Origin of the sequence: Amycolatopsis magusensis (assembly GCF_017875555.1) — a bacterium.
GTDB lineage: Bacteria > Actinomycetota > Actinomycetes > Mycobacteriales > Pseudonocardiaceae > Amycolatopsis > Amycolatopsis magusensis.
Genome location: NZ_JAGGMS010000001.1, coordinates 2565173 through 2583861 on the forward strand (window position 1 = coordinate 2565173; position 18689 = coordinate 2583861).

Below are 18689 nucleotides of genomic sequence, written 5' to 3' on the forward strand. Positions count from 1 at the left end.
TTCGCGAAACGGACCGCGGTTCCCGTGGTGTGGTCTAGGGTCTAGCACCGTGTTCAAGCATGTGGGGGCCGTCGCCGCCGCGATCGCGTTCGTGCTGGGCGGCGGCGCGGCCGCCGGGGCCCAGGAGCAGCCGGAAAGCCAAGAGGACTCCGGCGTGACCGTCGGGGTCGAGGTGAAGGTCGAGCCGGACGGCCTGCTGTCGGTGGTCGAGACGGTGACCGTCCCGAGTGGACAGGAAGCTACCCGGCACGCGCCGTTGCGCCTGCTCGTCGGTGAGGACACCGAGCGGGTGTTCTCCGTCCGCGACGTCACCACCGATGGGGCCGGGGCCGCCGAGGTGGCCGGGGACGAGTTCGTCATCCGCGCCCCGGAGGGCAAGACCACCGTCCAGTACACAGTGGACGGAGCGGTGGCCGAGCTGCGCGACCAGCAGGAGATCCGCTGGCGGCTGGCCGGTGGCTGGGACACCGAGCTGGCCGAGGTCACCGGGTCCTTCGCCGCGCCGGTGCCGGAGGCGTCCTCGATCCGCTGCCTGGCCGGTGGGTCCGGCCGCCAGTGCGAGTCGGCCGAGACCGCCGACGGCGGCGTGATCAAGATCGAGCAAAGTGGACTGGAGGCGGGTGACCCGGTCGATCTGGCGGTCGGCCTGCCCTCGGCCACCGTGCCCGCGAACGCCCGGTTCGCCGACACGGCCACCCTGGCGAACGCCTTCGTGCTGACCACCACCGCGGTCTTCGGCTTCACCCTCGCCGGGCTGGGGATCCTGCTGTGGTGCGGATTCCTGTTCTGGAGCCGCCGCCGGGACGCGAGCGTCCCCGACGCGCCGGCCGAGCCGGCCAAGATCCTGGTGCACGAGAACGACCGCGTGTTCTTCGCCTCGCCGGACGGGGTGCTGCCCGGTCAGGTCGGCACCATCGTCGACGGCAAGGCGGACGTGGTCGACGTGACCGCCACCGTGGTCGACCTCGCCGTGCGCAACTACCTGCTGATCGCCCCGGTGCGCGATGCCGACGGCATCACCGACTGGCGCATCTCCCGCCGCAACGACCCCGACGAGAGCCTGCACCCCTACGAGCGCGCGGTGTTCCAGGCCGTGCTGCCCTCGGGTGCGGACACCTCGCTGCTGTCCGAACTGCGGACCGGGCGCGGCATCGACCTCAAGCCGTTCGACGAGGCGATGTACACCGACGTGGTCGCACGCGGCTGGTTCTCCCGCAGCCCCGGCCCCGGCCGCGGCTTCGCCGGACTGGCCGGTGTGGTGCTGGCGCTGCTCGGTTTCCTGCTCACCGTGGTGCTCGCACTGTCCGAAGGGGACGCACTGCTCGGGCTCGCGCTGATCGTGTTCGGCCTGGCGATCAGCGCCGGGGCCGGGCTGCTGCCCAGGCGCACCGCCCGCGGGCGCGCGGTCGCCGGGCAGATCCGCGGCCTCATCGGCTACCTGCAGAGCGTCCCGGCCGACGAGATCCCCGACGCCGACCGCGAACTGGTGTTCTCGCGCTCGCTGCCCTACGCCGTGGTCCTCGGGGAGACCGAACGCTGGCTCAACACCTTCGCCGACCTCGATCCGGAGGCAGACGGCGCGGCCGGGCTGTACTGGTTCGGCGGCCTCGAAGGGGAACGCGACCTCAAGCGGCTCGGCACGCACCTGCCCGCACTCCTGACCGCGCTGGACGGCGTGCTCGCCGAGGCAGGGCACCTCCGGTCGCTGCGTTGATCGCGCTCGTCGCCGCGACGCTGCTCGCGGTCACCCCTCCGTTGCCGACGCTGCCGCAGAGCGCGGAGATCGAGCTGCGGGTCGAGCGCGACGGCGCGCTCACCGTCACCGAGGCGATCTCCGCGACCGAGCCGATGACGCGTGAGCTGCCGCTGCGCCAGCCGATCGGCGGCGACCAGGACCGGGTGCTGACCGTCCGGGACGTGGTCGTCGAGGGCGACGGGCACGCCGAGCTGACCGCCGAGGCGTTCACCGTGGAGCTGTCCGGCACGGCGGTGGTCCGGTACACGGTGGACGGGGCGATCACCGCGAGCCCGGTCGGCCCGCAGGTGTCGTGGCCGCTGGCGCAGGGCTGGAACACCGAGCTGAAGTTCGTCCGCGCCTCGCTGGCGGCGCCCAAGATCCCGGAGGCGGTCCGCTGCGTCGCCGGCCCGAAGCCGTGCCTGGCCGCGCAGATCGACCACGTCGGCCTGACCCGGTTCAGCCACCGCAACCTCGCGCCGGGACAGCGGATGATGGTCACCGTCGAGCTGCCGCCGGGTTCGGTCCCGGCGAACGAGCGGCTCGTGCCGTCCGCGACGCTCGGCGGTGCCTTCCTGCTGACCGCGCCGGTCGCCTGGGCGTGGGTGGCGCTGGGGTTCGTGGTGCTCTGCTGGGCCGGGGTGATCGTCTTCCTGCGGCGCTGGTGGCCGTCCAGGGCGTCGGACGGCCATCCGCCCGGGTACGCGGGCACGCTCGCAGACGGCCGCGTCGACGCGATGGACGCCGCCCTGACCGTCGCCGACCTCCGCGACCGCGGGCACCTGACCGCCACGGACCGGACGCTGACCCGCAGCGAGTCCGACGAGCCGCTGCGCGAGTTCGAGCAGGTCGTGCTGGATCAGGTGTTCGCCTCGAGAGAACACGAGCGCCGCGAAGCGGCATCGTTGAGGGCGGTGGTGGGCAGGCGGGTGGGAGAACACGTACGGATCGGCGAGGTGCGGATCTACCTCGCCGAACTCGACCGGTTCGTCCGCGCCGACCTCCGGCGCGACGGCCTCCTGCGCACCCCGCGCCTGCGGCGGGCCGGGGTCCGGATCATCTTCTACGGCCTCTTCCTGACCGCGCTGCTCGCGCTGACCGTGGGATATGCCCAGCTCGGCGTGGTGCTGTCGGTCGCAGGGGCGGCGCTCGCGCTCGGCGCGGCGGCGCTCCCGGCGCGCACGGTGAAGGGCACGGCCGCGGTGCGCGGGCTCGCCGAGCGGTACCGGCCGGGCGCGGCCGACGAGTTGGTATCGGCCCTCGCCGGTCGCTCCCACCGTGACCGGGCTAACCCGTAGGGTGGCGGTCATGGCCGTACCCGAGCTACACAGGTTCAAGTTGGACAACGGGCTGCGCGTGGTGCTCGCGCCGGACCCGACCGCACCGGTGGTCGGTGTCAGCGTGCACTACGACGTGGGCTTCCGCTCCGAGCCCGAGGGACGCACCGGGTTCGCGCACCTGTTCGAGCATCTGATGTTCCAGGGCAGCGAGAGCCTCGAGAAGCTCGCCCACTTCCGGCACGTGCAGTCCAGCGGCGGCACCTTCAACGGGTCCACGCACCCGGACTACACCGACTACTACGAGGTGCTGCCGGCCGCGGCGCTCGAGCGGGCGCTGTTCCTCGAAGCCGACCGCATGCGCGCGCCGAAGCTGACGCAGGAGAACCTGGCGAACCAGATCGACGTGGTGAAGGAGGAGATCCGCCTCAACGTGCTGAACCGGCCGTACGGCGGGTTCCCCTGGATCCTGCTGCCGCCGGTGCTGTACTCCACCTTCGCCAACGCGCACAACGGCTACGGCGACTTCGTCGACCTCGAGCAGGCCACGCTCGACGACTGCGCAGCCTTCTTCGACACCTTCTACGCCCCGGCCAACGCGGTGCTCACCGTGGCCGGTGACTTCGAGGTCGACCGGGCCCGCGAGCTGGTCGAGCGCCACTTCGGCGACGTGCCGTTCCGCCCGGCCCCGCCGCGCCGCTCGTTCGCCGAGCCGCGGCCCACCGAGGAGCTGCGCGGGCACCACACCGACCCGCACGCCCCGCTGCCCGCGCTGGCCGTCGGCTACCGCATGCCCGACCCGGTCGGTGAGCTGGACGCCTACCTGGCGAACCTGGTGCTCGCCGGGATCCTGACCGACGGCGACGGCTCGCGGCTGCAGCAGCGGCTGGTCCACCGCGACGCCATCGTCACCGACATCGGCGCCGGCGCCGGGCTGTTCGGCCCGTTCGAGGCCCGTGACCCGGACACCTTCTCGATCACCGCGATCCACGCCCCGGACGTCACCGGCGACCGCGTGCTCAAGGCCATCGACGAGGAGATCGACCTGCTGGCGGCCACCCCGCCGGACGCGCGCGAACTGGCCAGGGTGACCTCGCGCTGGGTCGCGGGCATGCACTCCGAGCACGACCGGATGGTCTCGCGCACGCTCGCGCTGGGCGCCTTCGAACTGCTCTACGGCGACGCGAGCCTGGTGCACGGCCTGGCCGACCGGTTCGCCGCGGTCACCGCGGACGACGTCGCCGCCGCGGCCAAGGCGCTGCGCCCCGATTCACGTGCGGTGCTGGTCGTCCAGCCCGAGCAGGGAGGAAGCAAGTGACCGCCGTCGAGCGCACGGACCACCGCAGTGCCGAGGAGATCGGCCGCACCGAGCGCGGCCCGCGCCCGGTGCCCCCGCTCGGCGAGCAGCGCGCCGCCGCCGATTTGTCCCATGTGGACACCAAGCTGGCGAACGGGCTGCGCGTGCTGGCCGTGCGCAAGGACACCGTGCCGCTGGTCGAGCTCCGGCTGAGCATTCCCTTCGCCGGTACCGATCCGCTGCACCCGGCCACCGCCGAGGTGCTGGCCGAGACCATCATCACCGGCACCGCCCGCCGCGACCGGGTGGCCATCGACACCGAGCTCGCGCTGATCGGCGGCGAGCTGAGCACCGTGGTCGACCCGGAGCGGCTGGCGGTCAGCGCCAGTGCGCTGGCCAGCGGGCTGCCCACGCTGCTCGACGTGCTCGCGGACCTGCTCACCGAGGCGTCCTACGCCGACGCCGAGGTGGCCAGGGAGTCGGCCCGGCTGATCGAGCGGCTGGCCATCGCCCGCACGCAGCCGCGCACGATCGCCCGCGAAGCCCTGCAGCGCAGGCGGTACGGCAACCACCCGGCCACCTTCGAGGTGCCGCAGGCCGAGGACGTGGCCAAGGTGGACCCGGCCGGTGTGCGTCAGTTGCACGCCGATTCGGTGCTGCCGAAGAACTCCACCATGGTGATCGTCGGGGACATCGACCCGGAGCAGGTCGTCGCCGACCTGGAGCGCGCGCTGAGCGGCTGGGCCTCGGACAAGGCGGCCACCGTGCTGCCGGACCTGCCCGAGCTGACCGGCGGTGACGTGCTGCTGGTGCCGCGGCCGGGCGCGGTGCAGTCGCAGCTGCGGCTGTCCGCGCAGGCGCTGCGCCGCACCGACCCGCGGTACGCGCACCTGCAGCTGGCGAACCTGGCCTACGGCGGGTACTTCTCCTCGCGCCTGGTGGAGAACATCCGCGAGGACAAGGGGTACACCTACAGCGCGCACTCCGGTTTCGAGTTCACCGGCAACTCCGCCACGCTGCTCGTCGACGCGGACACCGCCACCGACGTGACCGCCGCGGCCCTGCTGGAGACCCGGTACGAGCTGGCCAGGCTCGGGCTGGTGCCGCCGACCGCCGACGAGGTGGAATCGGTGCGCCAGTACGCGATCGGCTCGCTCGGCATCTCCACCTCCTCGCAGACCGGGCTGGCCGGGCAGCTCTCCGCGCTGGCGCAGGCCGGGCTCGGCTTCGAGTGGCTGGCCGGGCACCCGGAGCGGCTGGCCGCGGTCACCGCGGAGGAGGTCGCCGAGGCGGCGCTGGACTTCTTCGCCCCCAACCGGTTCACCGGGGTGGTCGTCGGTGACGCCGAGACCATCGGCCGCAGGCTCCAGTCGCTCGGCGGGGTCACGATCGGAGAGGTATGACCCAGCCCTTCCAGCTCGACCGGCTGCCGACGCTCTCCCGGTCCACTGTGGACCGCCAGGAGAACCTGCGCGGCGACCCGGAACGGCTGCACGCCCGCTGGTCCGACGCGCGGGTGGTGTTGCTGGACGCCAAGTCCGGCCGCACCCCCGTGCCACGGGACGGCGACGCGCTGGCCACGCGCAAGGCGGTGTCCTTCGGGGACGTGCCGCCGGAAGACGCCGCCTTCCTCGGTGAATGGGAGGGCGTCGACTACTGGACGCTCCCCGGCACGCCGCCGGAAAACGGCGAGTGGGTGACGCTGACCGGCAGCTGGGGCCTGCGCGACCAGGCCCCGCTGGCCGACGGCGAGGTCTGGGTGGACCTGCGCGGCCACGGCGATCTGCTCGACGACACCTCAGCCGGGCTGTTCACCACGGCGATGGCACTGCGGAACTGGCACCACCGCGCGGGTTTCTGCGCGCGGTGCGGTGGCACGACCGAACTGGTGCAGTTCGGGTGGGCCACCAAGTGCACCCGGTGCGGGCACGAGGAATACCCGCGCACCGACCCGGCGGTCATCTGCCTGGTGCACGACGACGTCGGTGTCAACGGCGAGCGCGTGCTGCTGGCCCGCCAGCCGACCTGGCCACCGGGGCGGTACTCGATCCTGGCGGGGTTCGTCGAGGCCGGGGAGTCGCTGGAAGGCTGTGTGGAGCGGGAAATCCGCGAGGAGGTCGGCGCCGAGGTCTGGGCGATCCGGTACCTGGGGAGCCAGCCGTGGCCGTTCCCGCGGTCGATCATGCTCGGCTTCACCGCCCGCGCGGACGCGTCGAAGCCCCTGGTACCCGCGGACGGCGAGATCGAATCGGCGCGCTGGGTCACCCGGGCGGAGGTGCTGGAAGCCTTCGAACTGGGCCGCGTCGGCCGTCCGGACCCGGAGGACCCCGAATTCGACCCGGAGCGCCTGGTCATGCCGGGCAACTCCTCCATCGCCCGCGTCATGCTGGAAGCCTGGGCCGCTTCCTAGACCACTTCGAATGCTATGAGTGGGGCATTACTTGCATTGGACGCAAGTAATGCCCCACTCATAGCATTGCCCCGGCATCCGCCGGGGGCTAGGTGAGGTGGGAGATGTCGTTCGCCAGGCGGACCGAGGCGTTGCCGTCCGGGTAGAACTCCACAATGGACAGTGAGGCCAGGTCCAGGTGCAGCCGGAACAGCAGTGACGGTCCGGCGTCCAGGCCCAGCCGCAGCAGCGACTTGATCGGCGTGACGTGGCTGACCACCACGACCGTACGTCCGGCGAACCGTTCCACCAGGTCATCGCGTGCAGCTCGCACGCGCCGGTGTACCGCGTCGAAGCTTTCGCCGCCCGGCGCGGGGACGGACGAGTCGCTGATCCAGTCCGAGTGCAGGTCCGGGTCGCGTTGGGCGGCTTCGGTGAAGGTCAGCCCTTCCCAGCTGCCGAAGTCCGTCTCGATCAGGCCCTGGTGGGTTTCCACCCGGCCACCGAGCGCGTCGGCCACGGCCTGCGCGGTCTGCTGGGTGCGCAGCAGCGGGGACGCGATCACCGGCGCCGGCTCGCCGTCGACGATCAGCCCGTCCATGCCCGCGAGCCGCTTCGCCGCGGCGTCGGCCTGGCGGCGGCCGTGTTCGGTGAGCGGGACGTCGCCGCGCCCGGAATACCGGCGCTCCACCGACATCTCGGTCTGGCCGTGGCGCAGCAGGAGCAACTTCGTCGGCGTGCCGACCGCCCCACTCCACTTCGCCGGGGACACGCGGTCCTGCGTCTTCGGCGGTTTGCCCGCCTGGGTGTCCATCGCTTCGTTGGCGAGGCGGTCCGCGTGCGAGTTGCTTGCGCGCGGGATCCACTCGTACCGCACGCGCTCGAAGCTCTCCGACAGTTCCCGTGCCCGCGCGGCCAGCGGCTGCAGGTCCGGGTGCTTGATCTTCCAGCGCCCGGACATCTGCTCGACCACCAGCTTCGAGTCCATCCGGATGTCCACAGTGGACGCGCCGAGTTCCGCGGCGGCCGCCAGGCCGGCGAGCAGGCCGGAGTATTCGGCGAAGTTGTTGGTCGCCACGCCGAGCCCGTCCCGGCGCTCGGCGAGCACCTCACCGGTCTCGGCGTTCTTGACCACCGCGCCGTACCCGGCGGGCCCCGGGTTGCCCCGCGAACCGCCGTCGGCCTCGACGACCACCCTCACAGACCGGACTCCATGGTGCGCACCAGGATCGCGTTGCAGTTCTCGCACTGCACGATCTCGTCCTCGGGCATGGTCTTGATCTCGGAGACGGTCGAGCGGTCCAGATCGAGGTGGCACGCCCCGCAGCGGCGGGAACGCAGCAGCGCCGCGCCGATGCCGCGCTGCGCGCGCACCCGTTCGTAGAGCTTCACCAGCGGCTCCGGGAACTTCGGTGCCAGCTCGGTGCGGTCCTGCTCCCGGCGCGCCTGCGTGGTGTCGATGTCCTTGAGCGCCTCGTCCCGGCGGCGGCCGGCGTGCTCCAGCTGCTCGGTGACCTTGTCCACCTCGGCGCCGGTGCGCTGGGCGTCCAGATCGAGCGCCTCACGGCGTTCCATCAGTTCCAGCAGGTCGTCTTCGAGCGCGTTCTGGCGGCGCTGCAGGCTTTCCAGCTCGTGCTGCAGCTCGGTCAGCTGCTTGGCGCCGACCGAGCCGGACGCCATCGCCTTGCGGTCCTTGTCGGTCCTGGTGCGCACGGAGTCGATCTCGCGTTCCTGGCGGGCCACCTCGCGATCGAGGTCCGAGGCGCTGGTCTGCACGGAGACCAGCGCGTCCTTCTTCGCCCGCAGTTCCTGTTCCAGCTCGGCGATCTCGGCCAGCTCCGGCAGCGTGCGGCGCCGGTGGGCCAGCCGCGACAGCTCCGCGTCGACCTTGGCGAGCTCCAGCAGGCGGCGTTGCACGGCGGGTTCGGCCTTCACGGTGTCGTCAACTCCCTCAGAAACTTCAAGCGCGGATCGTCCACGGGTCGGTGCACCGCGTGGAGACGTGGATGTCGACGTTACCGGCAAGCGCGTGCCGCATGACGGCCGAGGCTTGCCCGCACCAGGGCCATTCGCTGGCCCAGTGGGTCAAGCCGACCAGCGCGGGCACCCACGGCCCGGCTTCGAGGTGCTCCCCGGCGGGGTGGTGGCGGAGATCAGCGGTGACGTAGGCGTCCACCCCGGCGGCGGTCGCGGCGCCGAGGTAGCTGTCACCGGAACCGCCGGACACCGCCACCGTGCGGATCTCGCGGTCCGGGTCGCCGGCGCCGTAGACCCCGGCGCGGGTCCGCGGCAGCGCGGCGGACACCCGCTCGACGAACCGCTGGAACGGTTCCGGCTCGGGGAGTTCACCGATGCGGCCGAGCCCGGTGACGCTGTCCTCGCGCGTCGGCGCGAGCGGCCTCAGCACCCGCAGCCCGATCGCCTCGGCGAGCGCGTCGGAGACCCCGGGACTGGCGGAGTCGGCGTTCGTGTGCGCGCAGAACAAGGCCACGCCCGCGCGGATCATCCGGTGCACGAGCTTGCCCTTGGTGGTGTCGGCAGGCACCCCGTGCACGCCCTTGAGCAGCAGCGGGTGGTGCGCGACGATCAGGTCCGCGCCCAGCTCCAGCGCCTCGTCGACGGTGGCGGCCACCGGGTCGACGCAGACCAGCACCCGCGTCACCTGTTCGGTGGGATCCCCGCAGACCAGGCCGACCGCGTCCCACGGTTCGGCCAGTTCAGGCGGGTAGGCGGTCTCGAGCGCGGTGAGGACGTCGGCGAGCTGGACGGGCATGCAGGTGATCCTCGCATGTACCGTGCTCGTCCATGCGCCGTCGGTTCACCACCGTCCTGCTCACCGCCGCCTTCCTGCTGACCGCGCCCGCCGCGGTGGCCGCACCGTCGGCACCGTCCGCCTTGCATCCGCTGGCCGAGCTGTCCGGGCAGCGCGTGCAGCTCGCGAACAAGGTCGCCGCCGCTAAGTTCGGCACTACCCAGCCGATCGACGATCCGGTGCGCGAGCAGCAGATCCTCGACGGCGTGGCGGCCAAGGCACCCGGGCTCGGGCTGGACCCGGCCGCCGCGGTCGAGTTCTTCCGCGACCAGATCGAGGCGAACAAGGTGGTCCAGCGCGGGCTGTACGACTACTGGACGGCGAACCCGGAGCAGGCGCCGACCCACCGCCCCGACCTGCCGACCGAGATCCGGCCGGTGATCGATCGGATCAACGAGGGGCTGCTCACCGAACTGGCGGCCACCTCGGCGGTCCGGGCCCGGCCGTCGTGCGGAGTGCGGCTGGTGCTGGCGATCCGGGCGGTCGATCGTGAGCTGAACTTCTACGAGCTGCACCGGCGTGCCCTCCGCCGATCACTGGACTCCGCCTGCGAGGGACACTAGCGGGGTGAGTCTCCACGTGTCTTTCGTCTGCTCGGGCAACATCTGCCGCTCACCCATGGCGGCACTGGTCTTCCGCGAGCAGCTGCGCCGGGCCGGGCTGGCCGACCGGGTGCGGGTGAGCAGCGCGGGCATCGGCCCGTGGCACGTCGGCGAGCCCGCCGACGGCCGGGCGCGCGCGACGCTGACCGGCGCCGGCTACCCGGTCGACCACATCGCCGCCCAGGTCGACGCCGACCACCTCGCCGCGGACCTGCTGCTGGCGGCCGACCAGAGCCACTTCGCCGAGCTAAGCCGCAAGGTCGACGACCCGGACCGGGTCCGGCTGCTGCGTGACTTCGATCCGTCCGCCGGGCCGGACGCCGAGGTGCCGGACCCGTACTACGGCGGCAACGACGGGTTCACCGACGTGCTGGGCATGATCGAGCGGAGCATGCCCGGGCTGCTGGACTGGGTGCGCGAGCGGCTGTGAAGGCGGTCGAGCGGCTCCTGGGCGAGTCGGTCACGCGGTCGACGCCGCTCGGCGGCACGGCCTATCGGGTCGAGACCGGCTCGCGGACCGTGGTCGCCAAGCGGGGGCCGGTCCAGGCCGAGGCCGCCGGGCTGCGGTGGCTCGGCGAGTACGGCGATGTCCCGGTGCCGGAGGTGCTCGCTGCGGATGACGAGTGGTTGGTCACTTCGTACGTCGAGAGCGGCAGCCCTGGCGTTGCGGCCGCCGAGGAGTTCGGGCGGGGGCTTGCGGCGTTGCACGCACGGGGAGCCGAGGCGTTCGGCGCGCCGCCGCCGGGTGGTCCGGTCGACGCGTGGATGGGGCCGGAGCCGATGCGCAACGTCGGGCACGAGACGTGGGCCTCGTTCTACGCCGCCGAGCGGATCTCGCCGTATGTGCGGTCCGCGGCGGATCGGGGGTTGTACGGACCTGACGAGGTCGCGGTCTTCGAAGGGCTTTGCCGTCGGCTCGACGAGCTGGGGGTGCCCGAGGAACCACCGGCTCGGCTGCACGGCGACGCCTGGAGCGGGAACGTGCTGTGGTCGACCGACGGCCGGGTGTGGCTGATCGACCCGGCCGCGCACGGTGGGTACCGGGAGGGAGACTTGGCGATGCTGGCGCTGTTCGGCACGCCCCAGCTGGACCGGCTCCTCGCCGCGTACGACGAGGCGGCGCCGCTGGGTGACGGGTGGCGCGAGCGGGTCGGGCTGCACCAGCTGTTCCCTCTGTTGGTGCACGCCGTGGCGTTCGGGGGTGGGTACGCGGGGCAGGCGCTGGCCATCGCACGCGGGGTTGGGTGAACGTGACGCGGGCGACGGCTTACGGTTGAGGGGTGCGGTTCAAGTTCCTGCTCAGGCCGAGCTGGCTGGCGTTGACGCTGGTGGTGTTCGCGTTCGCGGCCACCTGCTACACGCTGCTGGCGCCCTGGCAGTTCAGCCGCGACAGCGAGCGCGAGACGCAGAACGCCGCGTTGCAGGAGTCGTTCACCGCGGAGCCGCGGTCGGTGGAGGCCGTGCTGCCCGGCGGGACCGCGCCGACCGAGGACACGCAGTGGGACCGGGTCACGTTCACCGGCACCTACGTGGCGGACGCCGAGGTGATCGCGCGGCTGCGGACCGTGCTGGGTGAGCCCGCGTTCGAGGTGCTGACGCCGATGCGGACCACCGACGGGCAGATCGTGCTGGTGGACCGGGGCGTGGTCCGGCCGGACGACCGCACCCGGGTCCCGGCCTACGCGGCGCCGCCCGCTGCGCCGGTCACCGTGGTCGCGCGGGTGCGCATCGACGAGACGGACCCGAAGGCGCGGGACGCCTTCGCCGACGAGTCCACGGATGGGCGGCTGCACAGCTACACGGTCGATTCGCGGGTGGTCGCGCGGGCGACCGGGCTGCCGATCCGGCCGGGGTACTTCCAGCTGGACGAGAACCAGCCGGGTGGGCTGGAACCGCTGCCGCTGCCGAAACTGGAGGCGGGACCGTTCTTCTCGTACGCGCTGCAGTGGATCGCCTTCGGCACCATGGCGGTGCTGGGGTGGCTGTACTTCACCGTGCGGGAGCTGAAGCCGGGAGGCGCGCTGGCCGGTGAGCCGCGCTCTCGTCCTGGCTCGGACCGGCGGAAAACGGTTGCCCAGATGCTGGCCGAAGACGACGACGAAGAAACCTTCGGTACCCCCGCACCTCCGCGGCAAGCAACTCCCCAGTAGTCCCCCATCCGGCCCAGCCTCGCCTGCATTCCTACCCCCACCCAGCCCACCCACTGCCGCCAAACAGCAGATCCGAAGTACCCACCCGAAACCACCCCCACGCTCACGCACCCGAACCCCACGTTCGGGAAGCCGAGTTCCACACTCAGGCAGCCGAGTCCCACGTTCAGGACGCTGAAGCCCACACTCGGGCAGCCGAGTCCTACGTTGAGGAAGCCGAGTTCCACACCGGGCACTCGAACCTCACGTTCAGGAAGCTGAGTTCCACGTTCAGGCAGGTGAACCGGCACTCGGGCGGCTGAGTCCTGCGTTCGGGAAGCCGAGTTCCACACTCGGCGAGTGGGCCTCCCGGTGAGGGAGCCTCGCGCCACCAGCCTGGGCATGCGAACTCGGGCCCCGCCGAACGTGGACTCGCCTGCTGGAGCGTCGAACTCGGCTGCCTCAATGTGTAACTCGCCCGCCTGAATGTGGGGCTCGGCTGCCGGAACGTGGGACTCGCGTGCCTGAGTGTGGGATTCGGCTGCCTGAACGTGTAGTTCGCCCGCCTGAAGGTGAGGCTCGGCTGGCCGGAACGTGAGACTCGGGCTCCCGAATGTGGGGTTCGGCTGCACGAGTGTGGGGTTCGGCTGCCTGAACGTGTAGTTCGCCCGCCTGAATGTGGGGGTCGGGTGTACGAGGGTGGGGGTTAGGGGCGGCGGTGGCGTAGGCCGATTAGGAGGGCGATTAGGGCGGAGGTGAGGCCGGCTAGCCAGCCGACTACGCGCGAGAGTTCGACGGCTCGGGTGACGTGGCCGGCGTCCGGGTTGCGGCCGTCGCCCAGGACGGGGAGTTCTTCGACGCCGTGGGGGTAGACCGTCCGGCCGCCGAGGCGGATTTCCAGTGCACCGGCGAAGGCGGCTTCGACCCGGCCCGCGTTCGGGCTCGGGTGGGCGGAGGCGTCCCGTTGCCAGGCCCGCCACGCGCCCGCGGCCGAGCCGCCCACCACCGGCGCGCCGCTGACGGTCAGGGCGGCGGCCAGCCGTGTCGGCAGCAGGTTGATCAGCTCGTCCAGCCGGACCACGACCCACCCGAACCGCTGGTTCCTCGCCGGCGAAGAGTTCATCCGCCGCAGCACCTTCACCGCCCGCGCACCCAGCAACCCCGGCGCACCCGCGACCGCGCCCCAGAACAGGGGTGACACGACAGCGTCCGAAGTGCTCTCCGCGACCGTCTCCACCGAAGCCCGCGAAAGCGCGATGACGGTCAGCCCGTCCGTGTCCCGCGGGTCCAATTCGGACAGGGTGTCGCGTGCGGAGTCCAGCCTGCCGGTCTCCAGGTCCCGCGCCAGCTCGGTGCCGTCGATCGCCAGTGCCGCGCCCCCGAGCACGGCCCACGTGGTGATCGCCGTGCCGGTCGCCTGCAGCACCGGGCTGCGGCGGCCCGCGCGCTCGGTCAGCACGCCGAGCACCACCGCGCCCCCGGCCAGCAGGCCGGCGTGCACCGCACCCGGCACCGGGTGGTCGGCGTAGATCCGCTTCTCCAGCGCCCGCGCCACGCGGGCGAACCCGGCGACCGGACGGCCGTCTTTCGGGTGCCCGACGATGCCGTCCGCGGCCACCCCCAGCAACAGTCCGATCGCGCGCCCCGCGCTCACCCCTGGCTCCCGTTCGCCTGGCCCCATGTCACCTGTGTTGAACGCCCAGATTACTGCGCGGGTTGCCAGCCCCTTCGAGCCGCCTGTGGGAACATGCCCGATATGACGGTCGTGGTCGTGATGGGCGTGTCCGGGTCTGGCAAAACCACCGTGGGCACCGCGCTGGCGGAAGCCCTCGGCGTCGCCTACGCCGAGGCGGATTCGTTCCACCCGGAGGCGAACATCGAGAAGATGACCGCGGGCACCCCGCTCACCGACGAGGACCGCTGGCCCTGGCTCGAAGCCATCGCCGGCTGGATCCGCGAGCACGGGGAGACCGGCGGCGTGGTCACCTCGTCGGCGTTGAAGCGGCGGTACCGCGACGTGCTCCGCGGCGGTGGCGATGTCTGGTTCGTGCACCTGAACGGCCCGCGCGAGGTCATCGCGCAGCGGCTGGCCGGGCGGTCGGGCCACTTCATGCCGCCGTCGCTGCTGGACTCGCAGTTCGCCGACCTCGAACCGCTGGACGCCGACGAGCGGGGTCAGGTGCTCGACATCACCGAGCCGCCCGCCGCGCTCGTCCGGAAGGCACTGGACGAGCTAGCCGGGGAACGCCGCTGACAGGTCGCCGCGGCCCGAGATCCCGAGCTTGCGGTAGGCGCCGGACAGGTGCAGCTCCACCGTCCGCCTGGTCAGGTGCAGCGCGTCGGCGATCTGCCGGTTCGTCAGCCCCTGCACCGCCATCGCGGCGACCCGGTTCTCCTGCTTGGTGAGCCCGTGCGTGCTGGTCTTCGTCTCGCTCAGCGCCGACTCGCACGCCCGCAGCTCGCGCCCGGCCAGCCTCGACAGCGGCTCCGCCGCGCACTGCGCGGTCAGGTCCACCGCCCGCCGCAGCTGGGGTACCGCCTTCTCCGGGTGCCCGCGCCGCCGCAGCAGCGAGCCCAGCTCGTACAGCGCCTCGGCCAGCCGCAGCTTCGCCGGTGACGCCGACAGCGCCTCGATCGCGGACTGCAGGGCGTGCTCGGCGTCGTCACCGTCGTCGCCCGCGATGCCGACCGCCAGCAACGCCGTGCCGACCACGCGCGGGGTGCCCCACAACTTCGACAGCCGCAGGTTCTCCGCCGCCAGTTCCCCGGCCTGATCACGGTCGCCGAGCAGCAGGTACGCACGCACGGCCTGCTCGCGCCAGGCGAGCACCGCAGGGTTGATCAGCCCGCGCTCTTCGAGCCGCTTCCCGCACTCGAGCAGGTCGTCCAGCGCGCCCTGGCCCTCGCCGGCGGCCAGCCGGAGCTTGCCGCGCGCGAACAGCAGGTACGCGTCGGAGAACAGCTCGCCGACGGTGACGTGCGACAGCATCGCGGTCGCTTCGTCCAGCCTGCCGAGGTCGACCAGGACTTCGGCGTGCCAGGCGAGGCACAGCGTGGCCATCGGGCAGTCGTTCGCCGCGCCGGAGTCGAGGAACATCCGCACCGGCGAGGCGAAGAACGTGCGGGCCTTCGGCAGGTCGCCGAGCAGGTGGATGGCCATGCCGTGGGCCAGTGACGCGGCGATGCCCTTGCGCAGGTGGTAGTCGTGCGGCTCGCGCATGCCCTCGACGAGCCTGCGGAACCGCTCGGCGTGCTCCGGCTCGTCCGCCAGTGCCGCGCTGAACAGGGCGAACACGTACGGCTGGCCGAACGCGGGGATCGAGTCGCCGTCGAGCGCCTCGGCCGCGTACCGCAGGAAGTCGGCGTGCGAACCGGCTTCCCTGGCGTGCGCGACCGCGACCAGCAGCGCGTGGATGCGCCGCAACTGGTCGTTCTCGGGGATCTCCGCGCGCAGGTCGTCGAAGACCCGCTGGGCGCACGCCGACGGGTGCCGTGAGCCACCGGCCGCGGCGAGGTAGGTGGTGTAGCGCAGCCGCTGGGCGACTTCGCGCTGGTCGGAGCCGAGCCGGGCGATCACCTCGGTGGCCACCGAGATGGCCAGCCGGTTCGCCGCGTCACCGCAGGAGCCGAGCACCATCGTCTCGGCGACCTCCGCCGCGGCACCGGGGTCCTCGGCCATGGCCAGCGCGTCACGCAGGCGTGTCCGCCCGGCGGAGCGGTCGAGGCCGAACTCCACGTGCCCGAGTTCCAGCTGCACGGCCAGCCGCCGGTCCGGCGGCAGCCGCTCGTCGAGCGCGCGGCGCAGGCAGGCGCCGGCCAGGTCGGGGTTCTTCTGGTGCACCGCGCGCCGGGCGGCCCGGCGCAGCACCTCCACGCCCCACGGCAGCCGGATCGGGCCCGCTTCCAGCAGGTGCGCGGCGACCCGCTCGTCGGGCACGCCCGCGTCGAACAGCAGGCGGGCGGCGGTGGCGTGGCTGGCGGCCTGCTCGGCGACGCACATGTCGTCGAGCACGCCGTTGCGCACGTAGGAGTAGGTGAACCCCGGGGGATAGCTGTCGGCCAGCACGTGCAGCCGGACCAGCGTGTCCACCGCCCGCAGGGTCGCGCGCGGGGACAACCCGGCCAGCGCGCCGACGGCTTCGAGCGTGGCGTCCTCGCCGAGCACGGCCACCGCGCGGGCCACGTCGGTGGTGCCGGGAAGGCCGCGCAACCGGACGCGCAGTATTTCGCCGATCAGCGGCACGGAGACCGCACGGACCTGCTCGGCGGTCAGCTCACCGATCTTGTGCGTCCGGTGCTGCAGGGTGCTGACCAGCGAACGCAGCAGGTACGGGTTGCCGCCGGTGACCTCGCGGCAGGCGGCGGCGAACCCGGCGTCCTGCCGTCCGGTCGCCGCGCGCACCAGGCCGGCCACCCCGGGCAGGTCGAGCCCGCCCAGCTCGATGACCTCGGGCGTGGTGCCGGTCAGCTCCGGCAGGGAGATCTCGCTGAGCGGGGCGAGCCCGCGGTTCGCGGTGGTGGCGATGACCACGCGGTGCCCGGTCAGCCGGGGCCGGGCGTAGGCCAGGCAGCGCAGCGACCAGGCGTCGGCCAGGTGCACGTCGTCGACGGCGAGGAACAGCGGGCGGCGGGCCGCGGCGGTCCGGACCAGCAGCTGGAAGGACTCGAGCGCGTCGAACTCGGAGTTCGAGCGGACCGGGGCGGGCAGTGCCGCGGTGCCGTCGCTGTCGATGACCTCGAGCAGCGCGTCGGAAAGCTGGTGCAGGATGCCGCCCGCCAGGCGGACCTCCAGGCGGGCGCCGCGGGCGATGGCCACGGTGAAGCCCTGCGCCCGCGCGCGGCGGGCGGCGGCGTCGAGCAGCGCGGTCTTGCCGCCGCCGAACTCGCCGAAGACCATGACGTGCGACTCGAGGCCTTCTCTGGCGCGCGCGAGGAGGCCGCCGATGGTGTCCAGCTCCTTCTCGCGGCCGAAGAACGGCCCGGCGCCCACCAGCTCGGCTGGTCTTCGGGCAGGCGCCAGCGCGGAAGACGTTGTCACGTGTAGCTCTCCGATCCGCGGCACCTCGGCCGCTCTCGGTATCCCCTACGGAGTGAACGCGCGTGGGACCCGGAGAATGCACCATTCTCTCGTGGGTTGTCCAGGCCACCGACGGTGACCAGCGGAGGTACCGAAGGGCCCATCGCCCAACTCTCCGTGTTTTCTACGGTGCCTACCGTAGAGACCCGCGGGCCGAACGGCGGCAGAATTGGCCCAACCTCAGTAGTGCCGGTCACCCAGGGTGCACCGGCCGGACCCGTCGAGATGGTGGTAACCCGCATGGCGCCAGGCAGCCAGGAGAGCGCGGCGCGGCCCGTAGCGACCGCGTTCGCCGGCCCGGTCACCTTCCCACCAGCAGCAGCACCCGGCGCAACCGAGACCGGCACGACAGCAGTCGCCGCCGCAACGGCACCGCCGGGGGCTCGTCGGCTGCTTCCGGGGTCCGCTGGTGGGGGATGGTGTCCAGCAGCGGGTTGAGCATGCCGGTCTCCGCCGCGTCGCGGAGCAGGCCGAAGAGCCCCGCCCGGTGGTAGTCCGTCAGCTCCCCCTGGCAGCGCCGGCACCGCGAGAGGTGCCGCTCGAATTTCCGGGCCCCGCCCTCGTCCAGCGCGTCCATTGCGTACGCCGCGAGCGCGGAATGCCGTGAATTCAGCACATCCATAACCTCACGGTCCCCTCAGCTCCACTCCTGCAGTGCATTCCTGATCAGCCGCATGGACTTGTGCAGCCGCGATTTCACGGTGCCTTCGGGAACCTGCAGAATTTTGGCGGCCTCCCGCACGGTGTGACCTTTCACATACGTTTGATAAATGGCCGCCCGCTGCTCGTTGCTGAGCCTGCTGATGACGTCGACAATCACCATGACCGAAAGCGATTGATCGGTCTCGTCCGGACAGCCCGCCATTTCTGGACGAAGTAGTTCGACTTCCTGTGGGCGGGCCTGCCGCGAGCGCCAGCCGTCGATGACGATGCGCCGCGCGACGGTCAGCAACCAGCCCCGGAGCATGCCGGGTTCCCTGGTCAGCGTGGCGGAGTTCTGCCAGGCGCGGATCAGCGTCTCCTGCACCACGTCTTCCGTCCACTGCCGATCATAATTGGTCAGTCGGAGCACATGGCTGAAAAGTCTGTCGCGGAACTGGTGATACAGCATCGTCACCAGTTCTTCGTCGGGACCGTTTCGGGTCATTCCGGTAATTTCCATGAAGCGACCTGCCTCCCTGAAGGCGAGGTGAAAGAGTTCGTTACCGCGGCGCGTCGAATGCGGAGTCGGGGGAATCCGATCGCGCTCGGGCGGTGCGATCACAATACTGCATCATCTGGAAGTGAACCAGGTTCACATCCGTATTTTCGACAGGAACAGAGCGTAACCGGATGTGATCCAGGTCACACCATATTGGGGATCTGCGGACC

17 protein-coding genes are annotated in these 18689 nt (G+C 71.9%); 10 read left to right on the forward strand and 7 right to left on the reverse strand.

Annotation, left to right across the window (positions count from 1 at the left end; all coding sequences use genetic code 11):
* Positions 1–49: 49 nt before the first annotated feature.
* The 5 genes from JOM49_RS11940 to nudC are packed head-to-tail and all read left to right on the forward strand — an operon-like array spanning position 50 to position 6719.
* Complete coding sequence (locus JOM49_RS11940; RefSeq protein WP_308158721.1) at positions 50–1714, forward strand: DUF2207 domain-containing protein; 1665 nt, start codon at positions 50–52, stop codon at positions 1712–1714.
* Positions 1711–3033 (forward strand): DUF2207 domain-containing protein, encoded by a 1323-nt coding sequence (locus tag JOM49_RS11945; protein ID WP_209664364.1) that lies wholly within the window; start codon positions 1711–1713, stop codon positions 3031–3033. Before JOM49_RS11940 ends, JOM49_RS11945 begins: the two co-directional genes overlap by 4 nt.
* A 10-nt stretch (positions 3034–3043) precedes the next feature.
* Positions 3044–4330 carry a M16 family metallopeptidase gene (locus JOM49_RS11950; RefSeq protein ID WP_209664365.1) on the forward strand — a complete coding sequence of 429 codons (1287 nt, stop codon included), beginning with the start codon at positions 3044–3046 and terminating at the stop codon, positions 4328–4330.
* Positions 4327–5712 carry a M16 family metallopeptidase gene (locus JOM49_RS11955; RefSeq protein ID WP_209664366.1) on the forward strand — a complete coding sequence of 462 codons (1386 nt, stop codon included), beginning with the start codon at positions 4327–4329 and terminating at the stop codon, positions 5710–5712. The genes JOM49_RS11950 and JOM49_RS11955 overlap by 4 nt, the downstream gene beginning before the upstream one ends.
* On the forward strand, positions 5709–6719 hold the full coding sequence (gene nudC / locus JOM49_RS11960) for an NAD(+) diphosphatase (RefSeq protein ID WP_209664367.1): 1011 nt from the start codon (positions 5709–5711) through the stop codon (positions 6717–6719). Before JOM49_RS11955 ends, nudC begins: the two co-directional genes overlap by 4 nt.
* An 88-nt stretch (positions 6720–6807) precedes the next feature.
* Here nudC and JOM49_RS11965 read toward each other — a convergent pair whose 3' ends face one another.
* Genes JOM49_RS11965 through JOM49_RS11975 form a run of 3 tightly spaced genes read right to left on the reverse strand, consistent with a single transcriptional unit; the run spans position 6808 to position 9471 of the window.
* Entirely contained in the window at positions 6808–7893 is a 1086-nt protein-coding gene (locus JOM49_RS11965) for a bifunctional RNase H/acid phosphatase (protein WP_209671096.1), read from the reverse strand.
* Between the two features lie 2 nt (positions 7894–7895).
* Positions 7896–8633: a zinc ribbon domain-containing protein gene (locus tag JOM49_RS11970; RefSeq protein WP_209664368.1), complete on the reverse strand. Its 738-nt coding sequence runs from the start codon at positions 8631–8633 to the stop codon at positions 7896–7898.
* A gap of 25 nt (positions 8634–8658) precedes the next feature.
* Entirely contained in the window at positions 8659–9471 is an 813-nt protein-coding gene (locus tag JOM49_RS11975) for a Nif3-like dinuclear metal center hexameric protein (RefSeq protein WP_209664369.1), read from the reverse strand.
* A 32-nt stretch (positions 9472–9503) separates the two neighbouring features.
* Between JOM49_RS11975 and JOM49_RS11980 the strand changes: the two genes are divergently transcribed.
* The 4 genes from JOM49_RS11980 to JOM49_RS11995 are packed head-to-tail and all read left to right on the forward strand — an operon-like array spanning position 9504 to position 12262.
* The gene (locus JOM49_RS11980) at positions 9504–10073 is read left to right on the forward strand and encodes a chorismate mutase (protein ID WP_209664370.1); all 570 of its coding nucleotides are present in this window, start codon (positions 9504–9506) and stop codon (positions 10071–10073) included.
* A gap of 55 nt (positions 10074–10128) precedes the next feature.
* Positions 10129–10542, forward strand: a complete 414-nt coding sequence (locus tag JOM49_RS11985; RefSeq protein ID WP_209671100.1) for an arsenate reductase/protein-tyrosine-phosphatase family protein — start codon at positions 10129–10131, stop codon at positions 10540–10542.
* Complete coding sequence (locus tag JOM49_RS11990) at positions 10539–11360, forward strand: fructosamine kinase family protein (protein ID WP_308158723.1); 822 nt, start codon at positions 10539–10541, stop codon at positions 11358–11360. Before JOM49_RS11985 ends, JOM49_RS11990 begins: the two co-directional genes overlap by 4 nt.
* A gap of 32 nt (positions 11361–11392) precedes the next feature.
* Positions 11393–12262 carry an SURF1 family cytochrome oxidase biogenesis protein gene (locus tag JOM49_RS11995; protein ID WP_209664371.1) on the forward strand — a complete coding sequence of 290 codons (870 nt, stop codon included), beginning with the start codon at positions 11393–11395 and terminating at the stop codon, positions 12260–12262.
* Between the two features lie 685 nt (positions 12263–12947).
* On the opposite strand, the gene JOM49_RS12000 is transcribed toward JOM49_RS11995, so the two are convergent.
* A complete protein-coding gene (locus JOM49_RS12000) occupies positions 12948–13895 on the reverse strand; it encodes a cobalamin biosynthesis protein CobD/CbiB (RefSeq protein ID WP_209664372.1) in 948 nt (315 codons plus the stop codon).
* Between the two features lie 102 nt (positions 13896–13997).
* On the opposite strand from JOM49_RS12000, the gene JOM49_RS12005 reads away from it, so the two are divergent.
* On the forward strand, positions 13998–14495 hold the full coding sequence (locus JOM49_RS12005) for a gluconokinase (protein WP_209664373.1): 498 nt from the start codon (positions 13998–14000) through the stop codon (positions 14493–14495).
* On the opposite strand, the gene JOM49_RS12010 is transcribed toward JOM49_RS12005, so the two are convergent.
* The 3 genes from JOM49_RS12010 to JOM49_RS12020 all read right to left on the reverse strand — a co-directional run bounded on the left by JOM49_RS12010 (position 14475) and on the right by JOM49_RS12020 (position 18480).
* Complete coding sequence (locus tag JOM49_RS12010; protein WP_209664374.1) at positions 14475–17279, reverse strand: AAA family ATPase; 2805 nt, start codon at positions 17277–17279, stop codon at positions 14475–14477. The two genes, JOM49_RS12005 and JOM49_RS12010, sit on opposite strands and share 21 nt — an antisense overlap.
* 340 nt (positions 17280–17619) lie before the next feature.
* Complete coding sequence (locus tag JOM49_RS12015; RefSeq protein WP_209664375.1) at positions 17620–17940, reverse strand: zf-HC2 domain-containing protein; 321 nt, start codon at positions 17938–17940, stop codon at positions 17620–17622.
* Between the two features lie 15 nt (positions 17941–17955).
* On the reverse strand, positions 17956–18480 hold the full coding sequence (locus tag JOM49_RS12020; RefSeq protein ID WP_209671102.1) for a sigma-70 family RNA polymerase sigma factor: 525 nt from the start codon (positions 18478–18480) through the stop codon (positions 17956–17958).
* Between the last annotated feature and the right edge of the window lie 209 nt (positions 18481–18689).